This is a genomic window from Bacillus sp. 3255 (genome assembly GCF_031456485.1).
Taxonomy (GTDB): domain Bacteria; phylum Bacillota; class Bacilli; order Paenibacillales; family NBRC-103111; genus Paenibacillus_E.
This window is the reverse complement of the sequence record NZ_JAVDUS010000001.1, coordinates 206,648-231,808: the sequence shown is the minus strand read 5'-3', so window position 1 is coordinate 231,808 and position 25,161 is coordinate 206,648. Positions and strand designations below refer to the sequence as shown.

Genomic DNA, 25,161 nt, shown 5'->3' with positions numbered 1-25,161 from the left:
CAAGACCCTTGACACATCGTAAAATGGTAAACAGCATCACGGAGCTGATCGGGAATACGCCGGCGGTACGGATCAACCGATTGGTGCAGCCGGGGGATGCTGAACTTTATGTGAAGCTGGAATATTTCAATCCAAGCGGCAGTGTGAAAGATCGCGCGGCATATAATTTAATTGCGCAGGCCGAGAAGGACGGGCTGCTTCGTCCGGGCGCGACGATTATCGAGCCGACGAGCGGCAACACCGGCATCGGACTGGCTATGAATGCCGCTGCCAAAGGCTATAAAGCCATCCTCATCATGCCGGATAATATGACCAAGGAGCGGATTAATCTGCTCAAGGCTTATGGCGCTGAGGTTGTGCTGACCCCCGCCGCTCTGCGGATGCCGGGGGCGATCGCGAAGGCGAAGGAGCTCAGGGATCAAATCCCGAATAGCTTCATCCCTCAGCAATTCGAGAATCCGGCGAATCCGGGCATTCACCGGACCACGACAGCTCCAGAGATATTGGAGCAGATGGAAGGGCGTCTAGATGCCTTCGTAGCCACTTCCGGCACCGGAGGAACCATTACCGGAACAGGCGAGGTACTCCGGGAACAGCTCCCGGACATCCAGATCTATGTGGTGGAACCGAAAGGTTCCCCGGTTCTGTCAGGGGGAAGCCCGGGGCCTCACAAGCTTGTCGGAACGAGCCCGGGCTTTGTACCGGCGATTCTGAACACGAGTGTCTATGATGAAATCGTACAGGTTGCGGATGAGGATGCGATCCGAACGATGCGGGACTTGGCAAGCCTGGAAGGCATCCTGGTTGGCCCGTCTGCCGGGGCTTCGGTATGGACGGGACTGCAGGTGGCCCGCAAGCTTGGTGCCGGGAGAAGAGTGCTGTGCATCGCGCCGGATACCGGAGAAAGGTATTTGAGTATGGAGCTTTTTGAATAACAGTGCCTGCAATTGCGTCCGCTCGGATCTTATGAACCGGCGGGCGTATTTATATTATGTAAATTATTCGAAAAAGATTGAATAAAAATTCATCATTAGGTATAATTATAGAAGTAAGGATGTTCGTATCGAGAGGTGGATGGATTGTGAAACTAGCCTATATTAACGAGATTCCGGAATACGATCAATGGAATGAATTTATTCGAACATATACAGAAGAATGCATAATGAATGGATGTGGGCATCCCGTGGACTGGAATCAGCTTCAAGCGGGACACGTCATATCCGTCTATGACGAGAACAAGCTGGTCGGCATCGGCTGCCTGGCCGGGGAGCCAAGCATCCATGTTCGCCCTGCTTACGAGCATCGCGAAATAGAACCGATGGTGACGAAGCTGCTCAAAGCCGAATCCAAATTCGGGTCGCTGCATGGATAATTTTAATATGGAACGATAGTAAGCTGCCTGATTATCAGGCGGCTTTTTTGTTAGTACGATAGGATAATTTGAATATACACAAATTATCTGAAAATTTGCTTGGCAGAGTAATTGAATTGGGATGGCAATTCATTGTAAGATTAAAGGATGAACGTATTAAGATTCTAGAAAGGTAGGTTTAACCATGGATACTTTGAAGCTCAAAATTCTCGAATTACTGAAAGAAGACGCCCGCCGCAGTGCGGAACTCATCGCCACAATGTTAGGAACGGCGGTGGAAGAGGTGGCGCGAGCGATAAGCGAGATGGAAGCGGATAAGGTCATCGTCAAGTACGCCACAGTCGTGAACTGGAGCAAAGTGGATGACGAAAAGGTTACCGCCCTGATTGAAGTGCAAATTACGCCTGAACGCGGACGCGGGTTCGACGCCATTGCGGAAAGGATCTATTTATATCCTGAAGTCAAATCAGTCTATCTAATGTCCGGCGCTTATGACTTGCTTGTTGAGGTCGAAGGCAATTCCCTGAAGCAGGTTGCTTCCTTCGTGTCCAACAAATTGTCGCCGATCGATCGCGTGCTTTCGACCAAAACGAATTTTATTTTGAAAAAATACAAACAGGACGGCATCATTTTCGAGGATCAAGCGGACGATCATCGGATGCTGGTCTCCCCGTAAAGGTGAGGTAGAGCCATGATCAAAAATGAGACAGTAATCCAACCGAGCAAAATTAAATCGATGCAGGACTATTTGGCTCCTGCCGTACGCGAAATGAAGCCTTCGGGCATTCGGAAGTTTTTTGATTTGGTCAGCAATAGCAAAGACGATATTATTTCGCTTGGCGTTGGTGAGCCTGATTTCTCCACCCCTTGGCATGTGCGTGAAGCGGCGGTGTACGCCCTGGAGCGCGGCAGAACGAAATATACGCCGAACTCCGGTATTCCGGAGCTTCGCGAAGCGATTGCCAATTATTTGTACACGTCGTTCAAAGTGAAATATGAGCCGTCGAATGAAGTGCTTGTGACCGTCGGGGGCAGTGAAGCGATCGACTTGGCGCTGCGCGCGTTGATTACGCCTGGCGACGAAATTCTGATCCCGGAGCCATGCTACATTTCGTACTCGCCGATTACGAGTATAAGCGGAGGCGTTGCAGTCGGAATCGAAACTTTCGCGAAGGACCAGTTCAAATTAACGGAGCAGGCGCTTCGCGATGCGATCACGCCGCGTTCCAAAATTTTGATTCTGTGCTATCCGAGCAATCCGACCGGCGGCATTATGAGCTACGAGGACTGGCTGCCGATTGCCAAGGTTGTGGAGGAACACGATCTTATCGTTATTTCCGATGAAATTTATGCCGAATTGACTTATGGTCAGAAGCATGTCAGTTTCGCGGCGGTTCCGGGCATGAAGGATCGGACGATTCTGGTGAGCGGGTTCTCCAAAGCTTTTGCCATGACAGGCTGGAGAATGGGTTATGCATGCGGACATCGCGAATTGATTTCGGCTATGACCAAAATTCATCAATACACGGTGATGTGCGCACCGATTATGGGGCAGGTTGCCGCTCATGAGGCGCTGACCAACGGTTTGGAAGAAAAGGACCGCATGATGGAATCCTATAATCAACGCAGACGGCTGGTGGTCAAAGGATTCCGGGACATCGGACTCGAGTGTCATGAACCGCAGGGCGCATTCTATGCCTTCCCGAGCGTTGTCGCAACGGGACTAACATCGGATGAGTTCGCGCAGAGACTTTTATTCGAAGCCAAAGTGGCTGCCGTACCAGGAGATGTATTCGGATTAGGCGGCGAAGGCTTCCTTCGCTGCTCCTATGCGTACAGTGTTTCTCAGCTGAATGAAGCCTTAGAAAGAATCGGAAATTTTCTGAAAAAATTGTAATTGTACAGGAAAAATGTATATGAATTATTCATGAAAACTGGTATTCTTGTAGTAAGGAGGGATAAGCATGGCTTTTCTTGAATACCAACTATCAACCTATCGAAATCAGATGCAAATCAATGAACAAGAATTCGGACAACGTTGGTTGACTAAGCGTGCCAAGAAGCGAAACTCCCTTAACTTACTGGAAGAAGAGATTCATTCTCTGCGACGCAGGCTAGAGCAGATGGTGATCGACGGGGAAGAAATGACCTCGGATGCTGTCGTGGAGCTCAGCACGATTCTTGATCTCAAAATAAATGAATATATGAATAGCGGGAAGAAAAGTCGGTGAAAGCCGGCTTTTCTCGCGACTATCGATAAATGCAGACCGAATACGGAGGTACTAGGACAACATGAAAGTGAAATTGCTTGTTGTAATGCTGATGTCGGCTTTGATGATCATACTGGCGGGATGCGGCGGACCGAAGCCGGATGTTTCCATATTTGTCATGGGTGCAAACGGATTTCCAAGCGAAGCAGGCGAGAAGCTGGAAGCTTCCCTCAAATCGAAAATTGGCGAGACGCCTACCGTCAAGCTGAATACATCCCCTATTTTTTCAATGGAGAAAATGATTGTCGAACTCGCGGCCGGAGGCAACGGTATCTTCATCCTGGGCGAGGAGCAATTCAAAGGCTTGAGCCAGCAGGCCGGATTCGTTAACCTGGATGAGACGATTAAGCCGGAGGATTACCCGGAGGGGGTCATCGAGATCGCCGAGGAGGGCAAGCCTGCCGAGAAGCATCTGTATGGCATTCCGCTCGCCGGGAACAAATGGATGAAAGAGCAGGGCTTCGAAGGGAAGGGCCTTATCGCCTTCATTCCTGTCAATGCGCCGAAGCTTGAAGAAGCGAAGCAAGTGCTGAAAGTGATTGCACAAAAGTAACAAGACGTCTATAATCGACGAATAGACTGATAGTCAATATGCAGCCATAGGTGCCGGCAAGCCAGCTTGAAGCGTCTCGCGAGAGATGTCCGACGGGGGTTGCCGCTTAATAGGGAAGCCGGTTAGAGTCCGGCGCGGTCCCGCCACTGTAATCCGGTCATGGATGATGCCGGAAAGTCAGGATACCTGCCTATGGTGCCGTTACGACATCCTTCGAGGAAAAGGATCGCGTTAAATCAGGAGGCAACGCACAGGTTGCTGAGCGCCACGATTTATCGTCCCCTTTGTTCTTCGGAACAGAGGGGCTTTTTGCGATTGAGGTTATTCGAATATCACGAGAGAAGAAAGAGGGTTTACTTATGCAGCAAAAGAAATGGATGCGAAAAGCGTTAGTCCTCACCGTCGCTCTAACGACGGCGGTTAGTTTGGCGGCCTGCGGCCAGAAAGAAGCGGAGATTACGAACCCGTCGAAGCTGGGCGGAGAGGCGACGAAAGCGCCGGTTGCGACTGCAACGCCGGCAGCGGCCAAGAAGACGGCATATCCGCTCAAAATTAAGGATGCTACGGGGAAAGAGTTTACGTTCGATAAGGCGCCCGAGCGGATTGCATCGGTGTCGCCGGCCGAAACGGAGGCGCTCTTCGCGCTTGGCTTGGAGGCCAACATCGTAGGCGTATCCGATTTCGACGATTATCCGGAAGCGGCGAAGTCGAAGCCCAAGTTAGGCAGCATTACGAAGCCGAATCAGGAAGCATTGATCGCATCAGGTGCGAACATCGTGTTTACCGGTGTTTCGATGAAAGCGGACACGGTTGAGAAGCTGCGTCAACTAAACATCAATGTGTTCAAAGTGGAGCCCAAAACGCTGGACGATGCGATGGCGAATATTGAAACGTACGGCTTGATTACAGATCGCCAGGAGCAAGCGGCGAAATTGGTGGCTAAGATGAAAGCGGACCGTCAGAAGGTTGTCGATGCCGTCAAAGACGTGAAGCAGGAGAACAAGAAGAAAGTATACATTGAATTCAGCCCGGGCTGGACAGTCGGCAGCGGCGAATTCATGGACGAGCTCATCAAGCTGTCCGGCGGCATTAACGTAGCCAGCGACACGAAAGGCTGGTACCAAATCAGCGAAGAGAAAATTATCGCACAGAACCCGGCGGTCATTCTGTTCGCGAACGGAGTCATCGACAGCAAGAGCAAGAAGTCCCTTGACGAAATCATTCGCACGAGAAGCGGATGGGATGCGATTGATGCTGTGAAGAACAAGCAGGTCATCGGCCTTGATCAGAACCTGCTGAGCCGCCCGGGTCCCAGATTGACGGACGGACTGCTGGAAATGGCGAAAGGCATCTATCCCGAACTGGTGAAATAAATGAAAAGAAAACTGATGCTGTGGGGAGGAGTAGGAGCGATACTCCTTCTTCTTTCTATTCTGGGAAGTTTATCGCTGGGGACGGCCAGCCTTCCGGCGATGCAGATCGCCGGCATCCTCGGTAAACATATCCCGTGGATTGGAGATTATATCCCTGTCACGTGGGAGCAATCCGCGGAGCAAATCATTAATAAAGTGCGCTTCCCGCGCGTACTGCTCGGCATTCTGGTCGGAGCGTCGCTCTCTGTCGCCGGCGCGGCGTTTCAAGGCGTGCTCCGCAATCCGCTGGCCGATCCTTATGCGCTCGGCGTTTCTTCGGGCGCTTCGGTCGGTGCGGCATTTCTAATCTATTTCGGGCTGCAGATGGCCTTGTTCGGTCAATGGACGGTCCCGATCGTCGCTTTTGCGACAGGGCTCATTTCTTTGTTTCTCGTTCTCAGGCTGGCACAGATCGACGGGAAATTGAAGATGGAGACGCTCATTCTCTCCGGCGTCGTGATGCAGGCTTTTCTGGGCGCTATCGTTTCCTTCATGGTATCGATTTCCAAACAGGTCATCAATGAGATTATTTTCTGGCTAATGGGCAGTCTGGCCATGCGGGGATGGCCGTACATCACGATTATTACTCCGTATTTGCTCATCGGACTTATCATTCTGCTAGGCTATGCAAGGTCGCTCAACCTGCTGGCGCTCGGCGAGCGGCAGGCATCGCATCTGGGTGTGCATGTTGAACGGACGAAGCTGATTGTCCTTATCGTTGCCACCTTCATCACGGCAGCCGCCGTATCGGTAGCCGGGGTCATCGGATTCGTGGGGCTAATCGTCCCCCACTTGGTGCGCTTGCTGGCCGGCCCGGATTACCGGCTCATTATTCCGCTGTCGGCGATCGGCGGCGGCATTTATGTGCTCTGGGCGGATACGCTCGCACGGACGCTGCTTAGTCCGACGGAGATTCCGTTAGGTGTGATTACAGCCTTCCTGGGAGCGCCATTTTTTGCGTATTTGCTACATAAGGATAAGAAAACGTTAAGAGGTTGAACACATGATTAAAGTGGAGCAGCTTTCCCAAAACTTTCATACCCAGCAGGTGCTGGCCAATCTTTCTTTCGAAGTCAAGCACGGCGAGTTTTTCGGTATCATCGGACCTAACGGCAGCGGGAAATCAACCTTGCTTCGCCTGCTCTCGGGCGTGGATCCGGTCACCAAAGGCTCGGTCCATCTGGACGGACGCCCAGCTTCTTCGTATTCTCGCAAGGAGCTGGCCAGGTGGCTCGCCGTCCTGCAGCAGGATGCGCTGCCGCCGATCGGCTTCACCATTCGCGAAGTGGTGGAAATGGGGAGGTACCCGTTCCAGAATTGGCTGGGCGAAGATACCGCGGATGCGGAGGATTTGATTGCCGGAATTATCCGCAAGCTGCATTTGGAAGGGCTCGTAGAGCGTACGATCGAGCGTCTCAGCGGAGGGGAGCGGCAGCGGGTCGCGCTGGCGAAGGTGATGGCGCAGCAGCCGCGGCTTCTCATGCTGGATGAACCGACCACGTTCCTGGATATCGGCTATCAGGTGCAAATGATGGACTACATCCGGGAGTGGCAGCAGGAGTCGCAGTTGACGGTCGTCGCCGTCCTGCATGATTTGAATTTGGCCGCCCAGTACTGCACGAGGCTGATGGTCGTACATAACGGAACGCTTGCCGCCATCGGAACACCGGCCGAGATTATGACGAGCGAGTTGATTGCCAAAGTATACGGAACAGAGCCTATCGTTCTGCAGCATCCAGTGAACCAATCGCCGCAAATTTTGCTGCAGCCTGGGAAATAGAGGAGAAGTCAATCGGAGGATGAATGATGAGATGAGTAAACTGAATGCGATTATTGAAGCAATCGAGCCTATCGATCTGGACGTCGTTAAACAAGCTGACGACCATCTGAATCAATTGACCAAGCCGAAGGGCAGCCTCGGCAAATTGGAGGATATCGCCCGCCAGGTTGCGGGAATTACGGGAGAAATCAAGCCGGTGTTCGATCAGAAGGCGGTCATTGTGATGGCCGGCGATCACGGCGTGTGCGAGGAAGGCATCAGTGCGTTCCCGGCGGAGGTGACCCCGCAGATGGTCATGAACTTCCTGCAGGGCGGCGCCGCAGTCAATGTGCTTGCGCGCCATGCCGGTGCGGATGTGGTGTGCGTGGACATGGGCGTTAACGCCGATCTGGAGCATCCGGGTCTCGTTTCCCGCAAAGTCAGGAAAGGTACGCGCAACATGGCCAAGGAAGCGGCGCTGACGCCGGAGGAGGCCGTACATGCGGTTGAGGCCGGCGTTCAGCTGGTGGATGAGCTGGCGCAGAACGGCTACCGTCTCTTCGCCACAGGCGAGATGGGGATCGGCAATACGACGGCCAGTGCAGCCATGCTGTGCGCGCTGACCGGCGCAGAGGCGGCAATCGCCGTAGGCCGCGGAACCGGCATTGACGACGCAAAGATGCTGCATAAGCAGTCTGTCGTGAACAGAGCGCTTAGCGTGAACGGACTGCTCCCGGCGCAGCTGGAACAGGCCGGGGCGGGTTCAGATAGCGCAGACTTCGCGCTAGAGGTGCTGGGCAAAGTCGGCGGCTTGGAGATCGCCGGACTGGTGGGGGTTATTCTGGGCGCAGCGAAGAACCGGTGCCCGGTTGTGGTCGACGGCTTCATTTCGTCGGCGGCGGCATTGGTGGCGAGCCGGATCGCGCCTCGAAGCGCATCGTATATGCTCGCCTCGCATTTGTCGCAGGAGCAGGGCCATGCCGCCATGCTCGAAGCGGTCGGCCTCTCGGCGATGCTGCAGATGGATATGCGGCTGGGCGAAGGGACGGGCGCGGTGCTTGCCTTTAACTTGATCGAGGCCGCAGGCAAGATCATGAGGGAGATGGCGACCTTCGAAAGCGCAGGCGTGTCGCGGGAGTAGCCATAAGCGGCAGAAAAGCGGGAGAACGGCAGGAGAACAGCAGGAGAACAGCTGGTTTCCTCCCCAGGAAACAAGAGAAGGAGGCGAAAGCGGCATGGCGGTACTGGTAACGGGCGGCGCACGCAGCGGCAAGAGCTCGTTCGCCGAGAGGCTGGCGATGCACGGAGCCGAGCGCGGATTATATATTGCCACCTCTCAAATCTACGATGAGGAGATGAGGGAGCGGGTGCAGCTGCATAAGCAGCAGCGGCTTCTCTCTGGGTTTCCGTGGGATACCCGGGAGGAACCGTACGAGCTGAAGGCGCTTCTGCAGCAGCTTCATGAGCGCGGCGGGGAAGCCGTCGTGCTGGTGGATTGTTTGACGCTATGGCTCAGCAATTGGCTGCTTCGCTATGAACACGAACAGGATGCTTCGGCGCTCGTGATGAAGCATGTGGAGGAGCTTGCCGCCACGGTGTCTATGTACAACGGACAGCTCGTCCTGGTGACCAACGAGGTCGGAGACGGCATCGTGCCGGAATATCCGCTTGGCCGCATCTACCGCGACCTGGCCGGACGAATGAACCAGCGGATGGCCGAGGTGTGCGAGCAGGTGTTTCTTGTGACGGCGGGTATCCCGATCGAGCTGAAAAGCAGAGCCTACCGGTTGGATTCGCATACGGGGGAAAGTAAATCGTTTCTGGAACGGTGAATGTAAATGATGATATGGATATACTCTTGGCAGGAAATCGTCTGCATGACGGCCGCCGCCATCGCAATCGATTGGATCATCGGCGATCCTAAGTGGCCGACGCATCCTGTGATTTGGATCGGCAGGTGGATCCGTAGGTCGGAGGACCGGCTGCGGGTAACCGCAGATCGGCCTGCTTTGCAAAAGGCCAAAGGGGTCGTGCTGACGGTCTCGACAGTAGCGCTAAGCTTCGCCGCGGTGCTGCTGCTTGTGCTCGCTGCACGGGAAGTTCATGTGTGGCTGGGCTACGCCGTCAGCACGTGGCTGATCTCGACAACGATAGCGATCAAAGGTTTGAAGGATGCGGCGTATCTCGTTTATCATCCGCTGCGTACAGGCGATCTGGCCGGCGCCCGCAAGTACACCGGCTACATCGTAGGCCGCGATACGGCAGCACTCGGCGAGGAAGAGCTGACACGCGCGGTCGTGGAGACCGTGTCGGAGAACATCGTCGATGCGGTGATTTCGCCGCTCTTCTATGCGCTCATCGGCGGGGCGCCGCTCGCGATGCTGTACCGGGCATCGAATACGCTGGATTCGATGGTCGGCTACCGAAATGACCGTTACCGTCATTTCGGCTGGGCGTCGGCCCGCTGGGACGACGCCATGAACTGGCTGCCGGCCCGGCTCACCGGCCTGCTGCTCATTCTCGTGGCCCTGCTGTCGCCGGGCCTCTCGGGCAGGCGCGCAGCGGCGGCGATACGCCGCTTCGCGCACCTGCATCCCAGCCCGAACAGCGGCATTCCGGAGTCGGCGGTCGCCGGGGCTCTCGGAATTGAGCTGGGCGGGCTGAACGTCTATGGCGGCGCGGCCAGCGAGCGCGCCCGTATGGGCTGGCCGCTGCGGCCGCGGACGCAGCGGGATATCGTCACTGCCGTACGCATGCTGTACGGCGTCAGCTTCGTCGTGATGGGAGGATTGCTGTGCATATGGCTCGTACGGTTGTAGATTGGCTGCGTGCTTGCATCGCAGCCTTTCAATTTCTTACCCGGTTGCCGGTTCCCGTGCAAATCGATTATACAGACGATGTATTCCGGCGGAGCGTTATGTTCTACCCGCTTGCCGGAGGCGTCATTGGCTTACTGCTGCTGCTGGCGGCAAAAGTTTTGTTGCTCGTCCTTCCGGCCATGCCCGCTGCCGTGCTGCTTCTGGCGCTCTGGGTCGTCCTGACCGGCGGCCTGCATCTGGATGGGCTGATGGATACCGCCGACGGTATACTCAGCCACAGGCCCCGCGAGCAGATGCTGGAGATTATGAAGGACAGCCGTGTCGGGGCGATGGGCGTCATCGCCGCCGTGCTGCTGCTCCTGCTCAAGTTCTCACTGCTCTATTCCCTGCTGACGGCTGCGGCTCACGGGCCGGGATGGCTCCTGCTCGCCGTGGTACCGGTCTGGAGCCGCTGGTTTATGGCAGCTGCGATCGCTTGGTGGCCTTACGCCCGGAAGGAATCCGGACTTGGGAGTTTATTCCAAAGTGTGAAGGGCCGCCATGTGGCTGTTTCCTTCTTAGTAGCGCTGTTCACTACTACGCTTCTAGCGTCAGGAACAGGGGTAGATTCGAGCACGCTCTTATGGGCGGTTCCGCCCGTATTCGCCATCGTCACGGTCATGGCCGGCTGGTCAGGCGCCGCCTACATGAGCCGCCAACTGGGCGGATTGACCGGAGATACCTACGGGGCTTTGAATGAGCTGCTGGAAGCTGCTCTGCTGCTTGGCGTTTGCATTTGGATCAGCATTTGATAAGGAAAGGTGAGGTTGCTGCATGTTAGAGCGTTACGGGCACGGAGGCGATCTGTGGACAGCCGAAGAAACGTTCGGCCGGCCCAAAGAGCAATTTCTCGATTTCAGCTCGAATATGAATCCGCTGGGCCCTCCCCCTGTTGTGAAACAAATCTTGTCGGAGGCTTGGCTGGATATTGTGAAATACCCGGACCCTGCGGTTCGCGAACTGCGCAGCAAGCTGTCGCAGAAATATCGGATCCCGATGGAGAGCATTCTGGTCGGCAACGGGGCGGCTGAGCTGATCGATTTGACGGCGAGGGTGCTGAAGCCTGCCGTAACGGCACTGGCAAGGCCGTCTTTCAGCGAATATGAAGAAGCGGTTCACAAGGCAGGCGGCCGGACGTACAGCATTCCGCTGCGGGCCGAACACGGCTTCGAGCTGCAGCAGGAGGACGTAGAGGCGGCTTATGAGCATGCCGAGCTGTTATTCCTGGGTCATCCGAACAATCCGACAGGCCGGCTGATTCCCCGCCCGACGCTGAATGCCTTAGTGCAAAGCGGACGCAGCGTTGTGCTGGATGAGGCGTTCATGGATTTCATCCCGAACGAAGAGGAGCATTCCTTGCTGCATGCGGCTTCGGCCAACCGCCGGCTGTTTGTCATCCGTTCGATGACCAAGTTTTATTCGATTCCGGGCATTCGCCTTGGCTTCATGGTTGCACATCCCGATGCGATCCGTGAAATCCGGCGGGAGCAGGTGCAGTGGAGCGTCAACTATTTGGCTCAGCGGATCGGTGCCGCTGTGCTCGAGGATGAGGCCTACGAACAAGCGAGCCGTTTATGGCTGCAGGAAGAGAAGGCGTGGCTCGCCGGCCGGCTCGAGCAATTGGGCCTGGAGGTTGTGCCGGGCGAAGTCAATTATCTTCTCTTCTCCTTCCCGGCTAAGCTGGGACTGACGGTTCAGCATGCCCAGCGGCTGATGGGCGAGCAAGGAATTCTCATTCGGGATGCGTCGCTCTTCGAGGGCTTGAACGAACGGTACTGCCGGGTCGCGGTCCGGCGGCGCGAAGATAATGAACGGTTAATTGAAGGGCTGCGCCTGACACTGGATGCTAGTGCGGACAGCGAAACGGAGGTGCGAACATGATGCCTAATCGGGAACGGGCGGCAACACTTATGGTTCAAGGAACCGCTTCGGATGTCGGCAAAAGTATTCTGACGGCGGCGCTATGCCGTATTCTTGTGCAGGATGGCTGGCAGGTCGCGCCCTTCAAGTCGCAGAACATGTCCCTCAACTCTTATGTCACTTATGACGGGAGAGAGATCGGGCGGGCGCAGGGCGTCCAGGCGGATGCGTGCCGCATCCTGGCGACAACCGATATGAACCCGATTCTGCTGAAGCCGAAGCAGGACATGGTCGCACAGGTCGTCGTGCACGGCAAGCCATATTCGGATCTGGACGCGAGAACGTACCGCGAATCGTACCTTCCGCAGGCGGAAGCGATCGTCAAGGAGTCCCTGAGCCGGCTGCGCTGCGCGTATGACATTGTCGTGCTGGAAGGGGCGGGCAGTCCGGCCGAGGTGAATTTGAAGGATCGCGATATCGTCAATATGAGGCTGGCGGCGTGGGCTGACGCACCGGTCATTCTCGTCGCCGACATCGATCGTGGAGGAGTATTCGCCTCGATCGTCGGGACGCTCGAGATTTTGACGCCGGAGGAGAGGGAACGGGTCCAAGGATTCGTCATCAATAAGTTTCGTGGCGATGTCAGCCTGTTGAAGCCGGGATTGGATTGGCTGGAAGAGCGGACGGGGAAGCCTGTGCTCGGGGTCATTCCGTACTTGCCGCAGCTTGGGATTGAGGACGAGGATTCCGCCTCGTTGGATTCGAAGCACATGAAGAAGCGGAATGCGGCCCTTCCTGAGAAATCCGCCGATCAGTTGGATGTTGCGGTCATTCGTTTGCCACGGTTATCTAACTTTACAGATTTCGATCCGCTGCAGGAAGAGCCGGACGTGCATTTTAGGTATATTACGCACCTATCGGAGTGGGGAAATCCTGATGTTGTGCTGCTGCCAGGCAGTAAGAATACGATGGACGATCTGAGATATTTGACCGAGTCCGGTTTGGCTGACCGCCTAAAGGCCTATGCCGGAGAGGAACATGGCTGGATCGCCGGCATATGCGCAGGCTATCAGATGCTTGGGGTAAAGCTGCTCGATCCGCAAGGCTTCGAATCCGATCATAAGGAGCTTGAAGGCTTGGGCCTGCTGCCGACAGAGACGGTGTTTACGGCTGAGAAGCGCACGGTACGGGTGCAGGGAACCTCGCCGCTCTTCGCAGAGGAAGGCTCCGAGCTGTTCGTAGACGGCTATGAAATCCATATGGGGCGAACGCGATTTTTGGAGAATGCCGTTATTCCTTTTCAAATTAGGGCGTATACTCAGGATATAGACCCTGCAAGGAGCCATGGCGACGGTGCCGTTGTGGATGAGGGGCGAATATGGGGCACCTATATTCATGGTATTTTGCATAATGACGATTTCCGCAGAGCTTGGTTAAACCGCATTCGGCTGCAGAAGGGGCTGGCGCCGGTTCATGGAGGCCTCCGGTACCAAGAGCGCAGGGAGGCTGCCTTCGACAGGCTTGCCGACCATGTGCGGAATCACTTGGATATGCAGCTCGTTTATGAGATGATGAACGTAACAAAGGGAGGACGCTAAAGGATGAAAATTTATACGCGCACCGGCGACGCCGGACAAACGGGAGTCATTGGCGGCCGGGTGGATAAAGATGATGCCCGTGTGGAAGCTTATGGCACAACGGACGAACTGAATTGCTACGTAGGCCAGGCGATGAGCTTCATGGATCCGGCTAAGTATCCCGATCTGCTGCCGGATTTGCTGCAAATTCAGCATGAGCTGTTCGACTGCGGCTCCGATCTCGCTCTCTTGAAGCAAGAGCTGCGTCCTTACAAGGTGACGGCGGCGATGGTGGATGCGCTGGAGGCCTGGATCGATAAATACGATGCGGAAACGCCGGATATCACACGGTTCATTCTGCCTGGAGGCGGAACCGTTTCCTCTACGCTGCACATTTGCCGTACGGTATGCCGCCGGGCTGAACGCCGGGTCGTTACACTGGCGCGCACACAGGAAATCAATCCGGAGGTACGCCGGTATTTGAACCGGTTATCCGACTTGTTCTTTACGATTGCCCGCACAGCCAATCACCGCGAGGGAATAGCCGATGTGGAGTATGTGCGCAGCGCCGAGGTGTTCAGACGTAAATCATGAGTTATTATGAGCCGCTAGTTTATATCGTGCCGCCGGAGGAAGAAGGCTTCATCCTCAAGACGGTGCTGCAAAAAAGATTGATGGTCTCACGCAAGCTGCTGTCCCGCCTCAAACTGACCGAGCAAGGGATTATGGTGAACGGGATCCGGCAATATATCAATGTGAAAGTCAAAGCGGGAGACCGCGTCGAAATTCGCATGGAAGAGGAAGAGTCGGAGGATATTTTGCCTCAGGAGCTTCCTCTGCACATTCTTCATGAGGATGACCATTTGCTGATCTTGGCGAAGGATGCCGGCATCATCGTGCACCCGACGCATGGTCATTATATGAACACGATTGCCAACGGTGTCGTGTATCATTGGCAGCAGGCCGGCATCACTTGCCGCTTCCGGCCTGTGCACCGGCTGGATCAGGAAACGTCGGGGGTGCTCGCCATCGCCAAAACTCCGTATGTACACCAGCAGATATCCGAGCAGATGATCCAGCATCAAGTGAAGAAAGAATATCTTGCCTTCGTATGGGGGCGCTTCGTTAATCTCAAGGGGACGGTCAATGAACCGATCGACCGGGATCCCGAACAGCCGCATGTTCGCATTGTCACGCCTGACGGCTATTCGGCCGTAACGCACTATGAAGTCGTAGAGCAGTATGGACAGGCAGCGCTTGTCCGCATTTGGCTTGAGACCGGAAGGACGCACCAGATTCGCGTTCATATGAGACATCTCGGGCATCCGCTGCTGGGAGACAAGATGTACACGCTGCCCCAATTCGAGCAGGGACAAGCTGGCGAAGAGGTGGGCCGGCTGCTTCATCGTCAGGCGCTGCATGCATACAAGCTGGGCTTCGTGCATCCCGGAACAAGGGAATGGACGGAATTTAACGCCCCGCTGCCTGCCGACTTGGCGGCTTTGCAAGCATGGCTGCAAACAAATGAGTAGCGCAACCACACAACCATCCATCTCTTAGGGGTGGTTTTTCTTTGGAATAACTTGACATTCCTTATTATTTAGCCCAAAATTTTAAATAGATCCTCAATCTAACTCTAAGTCAACCCAAAGGAGTCCTTACATCATGGGAGTTAAAGTATATTGTTACGATAAATGCGGGACATGCCGCAGCATGCTGAAATGGATGCAGGCGCATAACGTCGAGGTGACGGAGAACGTTCCGCTATTCGAGACGCCGCCTACGGCCGGGGAATTGGCCAAGCTGCTGCGTGACAGCGGGCTGCCTATTAAGAAATTTTTTAATACATCCGGCGAGGTCTATAAGGAAATGAATTTGAAGGACAAGCTTCCGGGCATGACGGAAGAGCAAATGCTCGAGCTGTTAGCCTCCAACGGCAGACTGATCAAGCGTCCGATCGTAACGGACGGCACGCGGGTCACGGTCGGATTCAAAGAAGACGAGTTCAAGGATGTATGGTCGAAGGGGTGATGTGAGGTGGAAGATCAGAAGAAGCCATCGCGCAAAAAGTCACCCTTGGCTGTCGGCGGTTTCATTGCCGTTTTGCTGTCGCTAGGCAAGCTGCTTCTCGGATTTTTGAAGTTAGGAAAGGCTGGCGGGGCCGTCATTTCGATGTTTATCACGATTTGGGCCTACGCCTATCTCGCCCCGCTGCCTTTTGTGATCGGGATTGTCGTTATGATCCTTATTCATGAGCTAGGTCATGTGGCAGCGGCAAAATTGAAAGGGCTTCCGGTGTCGGCGCTAGTATTTATTCCTTTCCTCGGAGCAGCAGTTACCCTAAAAAAGAATCCAACTGATGCAGCAACGGCAGCATTTATCGGCATTGGTGGACCTGTGCTTGGAACTTTAGGCGGTGTTGCCGCATTTGCTTTAGGCGTATACACCGATTCACCAACCATTGTTTCTATAGCATACGCTGCATTCTATTTGAATTTGATCAATTTACTGCCGGTCCATCCGCTCGACGGAGGACGTATTGTTACCGCTGTCACCCGCTGGTTGTGGATAGTCGGATTAATAGGCGGTCTGGTGTTTATTTTTTATTTAGACTATTACGTCAATCAACTCATATTTTTCGCGATCTGGGCGATGTTCGCCTGGGATTTGTATAAGAAATATGTCAAATACAGAAATAAAGAGCAGCTGGTCTCGGTAGGCTCCCGTTTCGAATTCGCAGCGGACCATTTGCTTCAGCAGGGCTATATTATCCCCGGCGAGAATCATACGCGCGAGCTTGAATTCACGACCTATTCGGAGCTGCAAGGGGATGGCGGCGGCCGCCAAACGATCGTCATGTACTGGCAAGGGATCGGCTTCGAGGGCCATGCTTATTTGCCGGAGCAATCGATCGTTCGCCGAGTGCATCTGACCAAAGTGGATCACGTGCACAAAGAGGAAGGCTTCTACTTAGGTCTGCAAGTGCAGGTCGATTTCGTGCCGCTAGGGATCGGGGAACAATACTACGAAGTTCCGGCTGCCACCCGCTGGAAATTCGGAGCGGCTTATCTGGCGCTCGTGCTGTTCCTGCTTTATATGATAAGGCTCGTTCATCAGTCGGGCATTATCAATTAGTCCGATGAACCTGTTCAAACCAACATAATGAGGATAACAACCATGACATTTAAAGGATCCAAACGTTTAAATCAGCTAGGCTCTGCTATTTTTTCGGAAATGGCGGAATGGAAGCGAGAGGTTATGAACCAAGGGGTAGACGTCATAGATTTAGGTATAGGAAGTCCTGATCTCCCCCCGTCCGAACGCATTATCGAGGCGATGACCGAGGCTGTGCGCAATCCGGCCAACTACGGTTATCCGACATCGGAAGGCAGCTTGGCTTTCCGTGATGCTGTAGCCAAATGGTACCGGCACCGGTTCGGCGTCGAACTCAATCCCGAGAATGAAATCCTGACATTGATGGGCTCGCAAGACGGCCTTGCTCACTTGGCGCTTTCTCTCTGCGATCCGGGCGATATCGCTATCGTGCCTGATCCGGGTTATCCCATATATTCGGCAAGTCTCGCGCTGGCGGGTGTTGAGCCTTATTTGCTGCCCCTCCGCGCATCCAACGACTTTTTACCCCAATTCGATGACATTCCAGATGATGTGGCTGCCAAGGCAAAATTCATCCTGCTTAACTACCCGAGCAATCCGTTATCTGCAATTGCAGATCGCGCTTTCTTCGAGCGATTGATAGCCTATGCGAAGAAGCATGAGCTGCTTGTCGTACACGATCTTGCCTACTCCGAAATGGCTTTTGACGGCTACAAGCCCATCAGTATTTTGGAGATCGAAGGCGCTAAGGAGGTTGCTGTCGAGTTTCATTCATTGTCCAAAAGCTTCAACATGGCAGGTTGCCGAATCGCGTTCCTGACCGGAAATGCAGATGCGGTGAAAGCTCTTAGAACGCTGAAATCCAATATCGATTATGGCGTATTTGGAGCCATTCAAGCGGCCGGCATCGCCGCATTAGAGGAAGATATGGAGAACGATCACTCCGTTGCCGCCGTTTACGAAAGAAGACGAAATGTATTCATTTCGGCTCTACAGGAAGCGGGTTGGGTCATACCGCCGCCTAAGGCAACCATGTTCATCTGGGCACCGATTCCAAAAGGATGGACCTCTCGACAAATTTCCCGGGAAATGCTGTTTCGCGCAGGTGTTGTCGTTATACCAGGCGACGCGTTTGGTGCGGAGGGAGAAGGCTTTGTGCGCATAGCGCTGGTGCAGGAAGAGGCCAGACTGCTGGAAGCGGCAAGGCGGATAGGCGATTGGCTGCGAAGCGTAGAATGAAAGTCTGAGATTTTGGTAAAAATAGGAGAATGAGAGATAGATGAAATCATCGTGTCAAGAAATTTGATGAATTGAAAGGGGTATGCATATGGATGCCATTTCCTCATTATCAGAACTGCTAGCTGAACAGAAACCATCTTCGTACGTAGAAATTCCCGGAGTATTGGGGCAGACATTCGGGCAGGCGACAATTGCCGCTACATTGCCTATGAGTAAGTTGTTTTCACTCTATGAAGTTGATTTAGAAGTTCAGCGTGCGATTATTCCGCGCAATCTTTCTAAACTCATCGATTATGTGAATCTGTATTTGGAAGATCGCCAACCGATCTATTTCCCAGGCATTATTTTCTCGGCCCGAGGCGCCGGACAATATGATGAAGACTTGCAAGCGCTTCGCTTGCAGCCAATTGAGAAATTGTACGTTGTCGATGGCCAGCACAGGCTGGCAGCGTTCCAGCGCATCATGGAAAATCTGCAAAGCCAGATGGCCCGGGCCAAGGATCGCCGCGAATATGACAAGATGGAAGAGATCACGGAGAAACTGCGCCGTTTGTACGCATTCCCGATTTCGACAATGACTTATCTGGACATCAACGCTCGTCAGGAGCGCCAGCTGTTCTCGGATATCAACAAACTTCCGCGCAAGCTCGGCGGCAATCTGGCCGTGCTTCGCGACCAGCGGAGATTTTATCACGTTGCGGCAACGGAGCTTGCTTCCAAAGCGCCTGCGATGCAGAAGCTTACGGTGGATATGTTCTCGGAACGCGGCAAATCGCCGGAGTACTTGTTCTCCTATCATCTGCTGATCGAAATTCTGGTCGCGCTGTTCGAAGGAAGAATGAAGTCGGCCGCCCGCAACAACGGCTACCAGTATGAAGAGAAAGACCTGCAGGAGTTAGTAGCCTTAGCCGGCACTTACTTCAACGGACTGCTGAATTATTTGGAGGCGCCGGCCAAAGGCGAGCTGGTCTGGTCGGAGAACATTCAGATCGCTTTAGCGTTGTTCATTCACGACGAAGCGACGAAGACAGGCAAGTTCAACCGTTACGCGCTTGAGCATGCGCTCAAAATTTTGCCGCATGTGAATTGGAACGCGATCTATGCCGGGGACGAGAAGGATCGTTTGCCTAGACGGACCCGTATTATGAAAGCATACAATTACATCAAAAGCTTCTATCAAGAACAGAATGCATTCCTGATCAGCGATAAGGAGGACGTGGGCTAATGGAAGGATTACGCCTGAAAATGACGATTCATCCGTTTTGCGAGAAATTCGGTCTGGCTACCGTAGCCTTGCGTGTGCAGGACTTGCTCAATTATACGATGATCGATCCGATGGTACAGCGCAAGCTCAGCAATATGCAAAGGCGCAAAATCTCGACGTACCTGCAGGAGCGCGAGCTGGATCATGTATTCTTCGGTCCTGTTACCTTGTCCCTGCGGGAAGTGAATCAGTTGTCCAAAGGGGAGAAGGAATTCCTGCTGAAGCATGGCTCGAAGCTGTCGATTCTGGACGGTCAGCACCGGATTCTGGCTCTCGGCTATGTGAATGAGCAAATGCAGAAGGAAGTCCGGCGCTACGAGAAGAAGCTGGTACTGCTTAAGATCAAGCAGCGCAAGGCTCCTGAGGATACCGATATCCGTCAGGAAGTCGAGGAAACTGAAGGCACCATTAATCAATTGGAGAGCAGACGTCTGGATTTGATGGAAACGCAGCTCGCCGTGCAAATCTATATCGGCTTGACGGAAGAAGAAGAGCAGCAATTGTTCGGAGATATCAACTCCAAAGTGCAGTTGGTCAGCAAGGAGCTAGGCCATTCCTTCGATTCCATCGATCCGCTCAATCTCGTGATTCAACAGGTTGTTGATCATAACGTGTACTTGAAAGCGGTCGGTGTGGAGCGCCGCAGCAATTTGACGTCGTTCAACCGCAACTTTACTTGTTTCAGTTGGTTGTACGCGACAGCTACGATGCTGTTCTCGGGGCGGATGCAGCCATCTTACGAGCTGCAGCGCAAAATTCGCCACGATCCGTCGACGTACGTTGAAATTTTGCACCAATTCTTCAACACACTGCTGCCGATGATGCCGGAGCAGCCGGGGCTTGCGCAATATACGTCGGCGAACCGCGTCATTCAGGAAAGCATCGCGCTCTATGCGAACCGGTTCTTATTCCCGAACGGACAGTATAACGAGGATTGGACGGAATGCCTGCAAATTTTGGAAGGCTTCGACTGGTCCCATGAGAATGAGGAATTGATCTATGTCTTCGGTTCGCTGGATAACGGCAAGATTAACCTGATTCACGAGAAATCGTTGAAAAAGCATGTGAAGCTGGTGCAATTCTTCCTTGAGGGCACGGATTCGGCGAACAACGAATCGGAGCAGGAAGAATCTACCGCATAGGCTTGTAACTGAAAAACTTTCTATCTCACAATGTGTGAGCTAGAAAGTTTTTTTTGTTTTTTTGGAAATATACGAATTCCTACTACCATTTGTCTATACCAAATTATGAAAGCTAGAATACGATATCGTATAAAGTTTGAAAGGAGGAGAAAACGATGAGTTGCTCCGTATATGCTACTTTGGCTCGTATCAGCCTTGGCACTGTAATCACTGTTCATGCAGGTACTACTCCGAACCACACTGGTAGATTCCTAGGTATTGAAAATGGTAATCTTGTAATGGCTAGCACAGGTGGAACTGTATTCTTCATCCCGATCGACAGAATCTCCGTTATCCACATCCCTTAATTCATGTAAGAAAAAAGGAACGCAACAGGGTACAAGCCCTGCTCCGTTCCTTTTTTAATTAAAGACGAAAAGCGCAGGTGGTTTCAGCCACGTCAACTTTGTCCATACTGCATAATGACAGCAATTACAGTAGCAGGAGGGTCATGGAACCATGTTGGCCGTTCATCAACGTATGGCGGAGTTATGGACTTTGCGCAAGAAGCGGGAGTTAACCAAAGCAGAGCAGGATGAGCTGATGCTGTGCATGGAAGCGAACGCGACCTATGTCTGGATGCGAATAAAGCTGGAAAATTTATCGCTGTGCGCCTCGCTGACCAGCGACTACGAATGGCTGCATGAAATTTGCGAGCGCATCGAGAAGCTTGAACCTAAGCACTGACCAAGCCGGTCGGTGCTTTTTTCCTTTTCTGCTATAGTGTGGACGAGTATAATGGTAATAGTCTATATCTAAGGAGATGTCGCATGGTAAGCTGGTTCAAGCAAGCGGGGGAAGCCCCTTACAAATTGTTACTTCTCGGTTTATTGCTATTGACAGCGCTATACTTAAGACTATACCTGGCTCCCATCTGGATCGGCTACGACACGGATGTTCGCACCTTCCTGGCGTGGGCTGACAGAGCTTATACAGTTGGCTTATCCGGCATGTATACGAACGCCAAAGACTATTTCCTGGATTACCCGCCCGGGTATATGTATGTCCTGTATCTCATAGGCTTGCTTCATCATAAGCTTTCGATCCCGTGGGAGAGCGGAGCCTCTCTTCTCCTGCTGAAATTGCCTGCCATTCTGGCGGACATGGGGACTGTCATCCTGTTGTTCCGGCTGGCCGTTAACCGCAATGAGGGAGCGCGCACCTGGCTGCAAGCGATGGGCATTGCGGCATGGTTTGCTTTTAATCCGGCGATCTGGTCCAACTCTGCGATCTGGGGACAAGTCGATTCGTTCTTCATGCTGTTTATTGCAGCGACCTTCCTGCTTCAACAGCGGGGGAAGCTTCCGCAGGCCTCGGTCTGCATCGCATTGGCGCTGCTGTTGAAGCCGCAGGCGCTGCTCTTCGGCATTTTTCTGCTGATCGACGTCATCCGCAAGCGGAACCTGATGGTTCTGCTGCTCAGCGTTCTGAGCGGGTTGACGACGGTTGCCGTCATCTCGCTGCCATTTGCCATCGGAAGAGGCTACGGCTGGCTGATCGGGCTGTACTCGGGGACATTGGCGTCATACCCTTATGCCTCTTTGAATGCCTTTAATCTGATGGCGCTGCTCGGCGGTAATTTTATCGATATGAATACAAGCTTCCTGCATCTTTCCTATGCGAGATTGGGCATCGTGCTTATGGTTCTCTCCATCTTGTATTCATGCTATGTATACATACGCAGCAAGGGTCAAAGAGGAGCTCTATTGTATGTGGCGTTTCTATTTATTACAGCGGTGTTCATGTGTATGACCAAAATGCACGAGCGCTACCTGCATTACGGCTTGCTGCTGGCACTGCTCAGCTTCGTTTATACGAGGGACCGCCGTATCTTGGGCTTATTCATCGGTTTCAGCTTGACGCATTTCATCAATATCGCCGATGTGCTGCTGCGCAGCTTTAATCAGGATTACCATATTCCGCGTTATGACCCGCTGATGCTGGTCGTTTCGGGAGTTAATGTTATATTATTGGTCTATGCTTGTATATTGGGATGGAGGCTTTTCGTGCAATCACATCAAGAACCGAAGATCGAGGAGGATCACGTTCCTGTTCGGAAGACTCAACCGCCGGACATGAGGGAGGGGCGCTGGAACGCCATCTTCCAACCTAGCCGGGACGGGGTCGAGAGAAGCCCGAAGGGGCGCTTTTTTACGAAAAAAGATTGGCTGTACCTCGGCGCACTGGTCGTCGTCTATTCTGTTATCGCCTTGTTTCATCTAGGCGGTCATAAGGCTCCCGAGACGTTCTGGAAGCCGACAAGCGCAGGCGAATCGGTCATCGCCGATTTGGGCAGCTCGCATAACATTACCCGTATTAACACCTTTGGCGGTGTGGGAGAGGGCTCGTACTCTTTCTGGTTTTCCCAGGACGGCCAAGAGTGGCACGATCAGATCACAGTCAAATCCGATCATACCAAAGTATTCACCTGGAACACGGTGGAACCGAGGAAGGATGCGCGCTATGTGAAGCTGGTCATCGACGGGCAAGAGAGCGCGCAGCTGCACCTGCACGAGATCGGCATATTTGGGGACGGAAGCCCTGAGCTGCTGCCGGTACAACAAGTGCAGGAACAGGACATCAACCCGGCGGATGAAGGAAAACCGGTGAATTTGTTCGATGAGACCGGTGTAGTCCCTTATACGCCTACATACATGAACGGCACTTATTTCGATGAGATTTATCATGCAAGAACAGCCTATGAGCATATTCACCAGATTGAACCGTACGAGAGCACGCATCCGCCGCTGGGCAAAGTGCTGATGGCCGTCGGCATCTACATCTTCGGCTTGAATCCGTTCGGCTGGCGCATTGTCGGAACGTTGTTCGGCGTCGCGATGATTCCGGTTATCTACCTATTCGCGAAGCGCATGTTCGGACGGTCCGAGTATGCCTTCATTGCCGCCTTCCTGCTTACGTTCGATTTCATGCATTTTGCGCAGACGCGTATTGCGACCATCGATGTGTATGGCGTGTTCTTCATCATGCTCATGTTCTATTTCATGTACCGGTACACGACGCTCAGCTTTTACCGCGATAAGCTGTGGACCACGCTGATTCCGCTGGGACTCTCCGGCTTGTTCTTCGGCATCGGAGCCGCTTCCAAGTGGATCGTCATCTACGGCGGCGCCGGTCTTGCGCTGCTGCTGCTCTTGTCGCTGATCGAGCGGTACGGTGAATACCGGTTCGCCCGGCGGTTGCTGCGGGAGGCGGAGCAGCCGCATGATCCTGAAGGCGACGAGCTTTCGGCTACGGAAGAGACGGGGAAACCGCCGCTGACCGAAGAGGAGCGCAGCCGGCTGCAGATGGTGCAGAAGCTGTTCGCGCGAAACACGCTCTTCACGCTGCTGTGGTGTGTCTTGACTTTCGTTATCATTCCGTTAGGCATCTATACGCTGTCTTATATTCCGTTCATGATGGTGCCGGGACCAGGGCATAAATTGAAAGATGTCGTGACCTATCAGATTCACATGTACAAATATCACAAAGATCTCGTCGCTACGCACCCATTCTCGTCGCCATGGTGGGAGTGGCCGCTGATGCTGCGTCCGATCTGGTATTACCAGGCGAAATTCATGCCGCAGGGCATGCTCTCCAGCATCGTCTCGTTCGGTAACCCGCTTGTATGGTGGCCCGGCTTCGCCGCCGTGCTGCTCTCGTTCTATGTGGCGGTCAAACGGAGAGACAAGCTGCTGCGCGTGCTGTTAATCGCGTACTGCTCGCAGTACTTGCCATGGATGCTCGTACCTAGGCTGACATTCATCTACCACTACTTCGCGATGGTTCCGTTCCTTGTGCTCATGCTGACTTATTACATCAAAGAATACATGGAAGAGGGGCATCTGCATAAGCGCAGATGGGTATACGGGTATTTGGCTGCCGTGTTCGTCATGTTCGCGCTGTTCTACCCGATCCTTTCGGGGATGATCATTCCGTCGACCTATTCCTTTTTCTTAAGATGGCTGCCGGGTTGGAACTTCTTCTAACTAAAAAGGAATTGACGCTTTCATTCTGTGGTGGTATGATAATTCCAAGTTAAATACTATGAATTAAAATGTCGACCGAACAGCAGGAGACTCCCACTTTGTATGGAACAAAGGTAGCGGAGTCTCTTTTGTCATCTAATCGAATGGAGAGTGAAGTTCATGGCCAAAATCGTAATTATTTCCGGAAGTCCAACCCCTACGTCCCGGCTGCATGGGGTGATTGAAGTGGCAAAAAGTCAGCTGACGCAAGCCGGTCTTACCGTGGATTGGATCAAAGTGCGCGATCTTCCGGCAGAGGATTTGCTGTATGCGAAGTTTGACAGCGAAGCGATCGTGCATGCGAATGCGATCGTAGCCGCAGCAGATGCTGTGCTGGTAGCTACGCCGATCTACAAAGCTTCTTATACCGGCGTGCTGAAGGCGTTCCTGGACCTGCTTCCGCAGAAAGGGCTGGAGCATAAGATCGTGCTGCCGCTTGCCGTCGGCGGAACGATTTCCCACTTGCTGGCCATCGATTATGCGCTGAAGCCGGTGCTCTCTGCGTTAGGTGCCCAAAATATTTTACAGGGCGTCTATGTGCTGGATAAACAGGTCACGTGGGGCGAGCAGGGACAAGCCATTCTGGATGATGAGATCTCTGCGCGCTTGAATGAGTCGGTGACTCAATTCGTGCAGGAGGTTAAGTGGCATACGAGCCGTTGAGGTAGATAAAAGGA

At 53.5% G+C, this 25,161-nt stretch carries 25 protein-coding genes and 1 riboswitch; all 25 genes read left to right on the top strand.

Going from position 1 to position 25,161, the window contains the following annotated elements; all coding sequences use genetic code 11:
• The first annotated feature begins 23 nt into the window (after positions 1 to 23).
• The 25 genes from cysK to ssuE all read left to right on the top strand — a co-directional run bounded on the left by cysK (position 24) and on the right by ssuE (position 25,147).
• Complete coding sequence (cysK, locus tag J2X61_RS00925; protein WP_310185660.1) at positions 24 to 935, top strand: cysteine synthase A; 912 nt, start codon at positions 24 to 26, stop codon at positions 933 to 935.
• Between the two features lie 146 nt (positions 936 to 1,081).
• Entirely contained in the window at positions 1,082 to 1,372 is a 291-nt protein-coding gene (locus J2X61_RS00920; protein WP_274466629.1) for a hypothetical protein, read from the top strand.
• Between the two features lie 184 nt (positions 1,373 to 1,556).
• Entirely contained in the window at positions 1,557 to 2,048 is a 492-nt protein-coding gene (locus J2X61_RS00915; RefSeq protein ID WP_274466628.1) for an Lrp/AsnC family transcriptional regulator, read from the top strand.
• Between the two features lie 15 nt (positions 2,049 to 2,063).
• Positions 2,064 to 3,269 (top strand): aminotransferase class I/II-fold pyridoxal phosphate-dependent enzyme, encoded by a 1,206-nt coding sequence (locus J2X61_RS00910; protein ID WP_274466627.1) that lies wholly within the window; start codon positions 2,064 to 2,066, stop codon positions 3,267 to 3,269.
• Positions 3,270 to 3,336: 67 nt separating this feature from the next.
• Positions 3,337 to 3,603 (top strand): aspartyl-phosphate phosphatase Spo0E family protein, encoded by a 267-nt coding sequence (locus J2X61_RS00905; protein WP_274466625.1) that lies wholly within the window; start codon positions 3,337 to 3,339, stop codon positions 3,601 to 3,603.
• Between the two features lie 61 nt (positions 3,604 to 3,664).
• The gene (locus J2X61_RS00900; protein WP_310185105.1) at positions 3,665 to 4,195 is read left to right on the top strand and encodes a hypothetical protein; all 531 of its coding nucleotides are present in this window, start codon (positions 3,665 to 3,667) and stop codon (positions 4,193 to 4,195) included.
• A 79-nt stretch (positions 4,196 to 4,274) separates the two neighbouring features.
• Positions 4,275 to 4,403: riboswitch (cobalamin riboswitch) on the top strand.
• Between the two features lie 151 nt (positions 4,404 to 4,554).
• On the top strand, positions 4,555 to 5,568 hold the full coding sequence (locus J2X61_RS00895) for an ABC transporter substrate-binding protein (RefSeq protein WP_310185103.1): 1,014 nt from the start codon (positions 4,555 to 4,557) through the stop codon (positions 5,566 to 5,568).
• Entirely contained in the window at positions 5,569 to 6,606 is a 1,038-nt protein-coding gene (locus J2X61_RS00890; protein WP_274466619.1) for a FecCD family ABC transporter permease, read from the top strand.
• Positions 6,607 to 6,610: 4 nt separating this feature from the next.
• The gene (locus tag J2X61_RS00885) at positions 6,611 to 7,387 is read left to right on the top strand and encodes a heme ABC transporter ATP-binding protein (RefSeq protein ID WP_310185098.1); all 777 of its coding nucleotides are present in this window, start codon (positions 6,611 to 6,613) and stop codon (positions 7,385 to 7,387) included.
• A gap of 31 nt (positions 7,388 to 7,418) precedes the next feature.
• Positions 7,419 to 8,507: a nicotinate-nucleotide--dimethylbenzimidazole phosphoribosyltransferase gene (cobT, locus tag J2X61_RS00880; protein ID WP_310185096.1), complete on the top strand. Its 1,089-nt coding sequence runs from the start codon at positions 7,419 to 7,421 to the stop codon at positions 8,505 to 8,507.
• 94 nt (positions 8,508 to 8,601) lie between these two features.
• Positions 8,602 to 9,198, top strand: a complete 597-nt coding sequence (gene cobU, locus J2X61_RS00875) for a bifunctional adenosylcobinamide kinase/adenosylcobinamide-phosphate guanylyltransferase (RefSeq protein WP_310185094.1) — start codon at positions 8,602 to 8,604, stop codon at positions 9,196 to 9,198.
• Between the two features lie 6 nt (positions 9,199 to 9,204).
• Positions 9,205 to 10,185 (top strand): adenosylcobinamide-phosphate synthase CbiB, encoded by a 981-nt coding sequence (gene cbiB, locus J2X61_RS00870; RefSeq protein WP_396135384.1) that lies wholly within the window; start codon positions 9,205 to 9,207, stop codon positions 10,183 to 10,185.
• Positions 10,167 to 10,976 carry an adenosylcobinamide-GDP ribazoletransferase gene (cobS, locus tag J2X61_RS00865; protein ID WP_310185092.1) on the top strand — a complete coding sequence of 270 codons (810 nt, stop codon included), beginning with the start codon at positions 10,167 to 10,169 and terminating at the stop codon, positions 10,974 to 10,976. Before cbiB ends, cobS begins: the two co-directional genes overlap by 19 nt.
• A gap of 22 nt (positions 10,977 to 10,998) precedes the next feature.
• Positions 10,999 to 12,105, top strand: coding sequence for a threonine-phosphate decarboxylase CobD (gene cobD, locus J2X61_RS00860; protein ID WP_310185090.1), 1,107 nt, complete (start codon positions 10,999 to 11,001; stop codon positions 12,103 to 12,105).
• Positions 12,102 to 13,682, top strand: coding sequence for a cobyric acid synthase (locus J2X61_RS00855; RefSeq protein WP_310185088.1), 1,581 nt, complete (start codon positions 12,102 to 12,104; stop codon positions 13,680 to 13,682). The genes cobD and J2X61_RS00855 overlap by 4 nt, the downstream gene beginning before the upstream one ends.
• 3 nt (positions 13,683 to 13,685) lie before the next feature.
• Positions 13,686 to 14,255 carry a cob(I)yrinic acid a,c-diamide adenosyltransferase gene (locus J2X61_RS00850; RefSeq protein WP_274466610.1) on the top strand — a complete coding sequence of 190 codons (570 nt, stop codon included), beginning with the start codon at positions 13,686 to 13,688 and terminating at the stop codon, positions 14,253 to 14,255.
• Positions 14,252 to 15,193: an RluA family pseudouridine synthase gene (locus tag J2X61_RS00845; protein ID WP_310185085.1), complete on the top strand. Its 942-nt coding sequence runs from the start codon at positions 14,252 to 14,254 to the stop codon at positions 15,191 to 15,193. The genes J2X61_RS00850 and J2X61_RS00845 overlap by 4 nt, the downstream gene beginning before the upstream one ends.
• A 133-nt stretch (positions 15,194 to 15,326) precedes the next feature.
• Positions 15,327 to 15,692, top strand: coding sequence for an arsenate reductase family protein (locus tag J2X61_RS00840; protein WP_396135383.1), 366 nt, complete (start codon positions 15,327 to 15,329; stop codon positions 15,690 to 15,692).
• Between the two features lie 6 nt (positions 15,693 to 15,698).
• On the top strand, positions 15,699 to 16,796 hold the full coding sequence (locus tag J2X61_RS00835; protein WP_310185082.1) for a site-2 protease family protein: 1,098 nt from the start codon (positions 15,699 to 15,701) through the stop codon (positions 16,794 to 16,796).
• A gap of 42 nt (positions 16,797 to 16,838) precedes the next feature.
• Positions 16,839 to 18,014, top strand: a complete 1,176-nt coding sequence (locus J2X61_RS00830) for an LL-diaminopimelate aminotransferase (RefSeq protein WP_310185079.1) — start codon at positions 16,839 to 16,841, stop codon at positions 18,012 to 18,014.
• Between the two features lie 88 nt (positions 18,015 to 18,102).
• Positions 18,103 to 19,239 (top strand): DNA sulfur modification protein DndB, encoded by a 1,137-nt coding sequence (locus tag J2X61_RS00825; RefSeq protein ID WP_274466606.1) that lies wholly within the window; start codon positions 18,103 to 18,105, stop codon positions 19,237 to 19,239.
• Positions 19,239 to 20,420, top strand: coding sequence for a DNA sulfur modification protein DndB (locus J2X61_RS00820; RefSeq protein WP_274466605.1), 1,182 nt, complete (start codon positions 19,239 to 19,241; stop codon positions 20,418 to 20,420). The genes J2X61_RS00825 and J2X61_RS00820 overlap by 1 nt, the downstream gene beginning before the upstream one ends.
• Positions 20,421 to 20,918: 498 nt before the next feature.
• Positions 20,919 to 21,146 (top strand): DUF7667 family protein, encoded by a 228-nt coding sequence (locus J2X61_RS00815; protein ID WP_274466604.1) that lies wholly within the window; start codon positions 20,919 to 20,921, stop codon positions 21,144 to 21,146.
• A gap of 83 nt (positions 21,147 to 21,229) precedes the next feature.
• Positions 21,230 to 24,445, top strand: a complete 3,216-nt coding sequence (locus tag J2X61_RS00810; protein ID WP_310185074.1) for a glycosyltransferase family 39 protein — start codon at positions 21,230 to 21,232, stop codon at positions 24,443 to 24,445.
• Positions 24,446 to 24,604: 159 nt separating this feature from the next.
• The gene (gene ssuE, locus J2X61_RS00805; RefSeq protein WP_310185071.1) at positions 24,605 to 25,147 is read left to right on the top strand and encodes an NADPH-dependent FMN reductase; all 543 of its coding nucleotides are present in this window, start codon (positions 24,605 to 24,607) and stop codon (positions 25,145 to 25,147) included.
• Positions 25,148 to 25,161 lie beyond the last annotated feature (14 nt).

Coding starts and splice junctions, on each gene's coding strand:
- cysK (WP_310185660.1), top strand. CDS start 24: ATGGTAAACAGCATCACGGAGCTGATCGGGAATACGCCGGCGGTACGG.
- J2X61_RS00915 (WP_274466628.1), top strand. CDS start 1,557: ATGGATACTTTGAAGCTCAAAATTCTCGAATTACTGAAAGAAGACGCC.
- J2X61_RS00910 (WP_274466627.1), top strand. CDS start 2,064: ATGATCAAAAATGAGACAGTAATCCAACCGAGCAAAATTAAATCGATG.
- J2X61_RS00905 (WP_274466625.1), top strand. CDS start 3,337: ATGGCTTTTCTTGAATACCAACTATCAACCTATCGAAATCAGATGCAA.
- J2X61_RS00900 (WP_310185105.1), top strand. CDS start 3,665: ATGAAAGTGAAATTGCTTGTTGTAATGCTGATGTCGGCTTTGATGATC.
- J2X61_RS00895 (WP_310185103.1), top strand. CDS start 4,555: ATGCAGCAAAAGAAATGGATGCGAAAAGCGTTAGTCCTCACCGTCGCT.
- J2X61_RS00890 (WP_274466619.1), top strand. CDS start 5,569: ATGAAAAGAAAACTGATGCTGTGGGGAGGAGTAGGAGCGATACTCCTT.
- J2X61_RS00885 (WP_310185098.1), top strand. CDS start 6,611: ATGATTAAAGTGGAGCAGCTTTCCCAAAACTTTCATACCCAGCAGGTG.
- cobT (WP_310185096.1), top strand. CDS start 7,419: ATGAGTAAACTGAATGCGATTATTGAAGCAATCGAGCCTATCGATCTG.
- cobU (WP_310185094.1), top strand. CDS start 8,602: ATGGCGGTACTGGTAACGGGCGGCGCACGCAGCGGCAAGAGCTCGTTC.
- cbiB (WP_396135384.1), top strand. CDS start 9,205: ATGATGATATGGATATACTCTTGGCAGGAAATCGTCTGCATGACGGCC.
- cobS (WP_310185092.1), top strand. CDS start 10,167: ATGGCTCGTACGGTTGTAGATTGGCTGCGTGCTTGCATCGCAGCCTTT.
- cobD (WP_310185090.1), top strand. CDS start 10,999: ATGTTAGAGCGTTACGGGCACGGAGGCGATCTGTGGACAGCCGAAGAA.
- J2X61_RS00855 (WP_310185088.1), top strand. CDS start 12,102: ATGATGCCTAATCGGGAACGGGCGGCAACACTTATGGTTCAAGGAACC.
- J2X61_RS00850 (WP_274466610.1), top strand. CDS start 13,686: ATGAAAATTTATACGCGCACCGGCGACGCCGGACAAACGGGAGTCATT.
- J2X61_RS00845 (WP_310185085.1), top strand. CDS start 14,252: ATGAGTTATTATGAGCCGCTAGTTTATATCGTGCCGCCGGAGGAAGAA.
- J2X61_RS00840 (WP_396135383.1), top strand. CDS start 15,327: ATGGGAGTTAAAGTATATTGTTACGATAAATGCGGGACATGCCGCAGC.
- J2X61_RS00830 (WP_310185079.1), top strand. CDS start 16,839: ATGACATTTAAAGGATCCAAACGTTTAAATCAGCTAGGCTCTGCTATT.
- J2X61_RS00825 (WP_274466606.1), top strand. CDS start 18,103: ATGGATGCCATTTCCTCATTATCAGAACTGCTAGCTGAACAGAAACCA.
- J2X61_RS00820 (WP_274466605.1), top strand. CDS start 19,239: ATGGAAGGATTACGCCTGAAAATGACGATTCATCCGTTTTGCGAGAAA.
- J2X61_RS00815 (WP_274466604.1), top strand. CDS start 20,919: ATGTTGGCCGTTCATCAACGTATGGCGGAGTTATGGACTTTGCGCAAG.
- J2X61_RS00810 (WP_310185074.1), top strand. CDS start 21,230: ATGGTAAGCTGGTTCAAGCAAGCGGGGGAAGCCCCTTACAAATTGTTA.
- ssuE (WP_310185071.1), top strand. CDS start 24,605: ATGGCCAAAATCGTAATTATTTCCGGAAGTCCAACCCCTACGTCCCGG.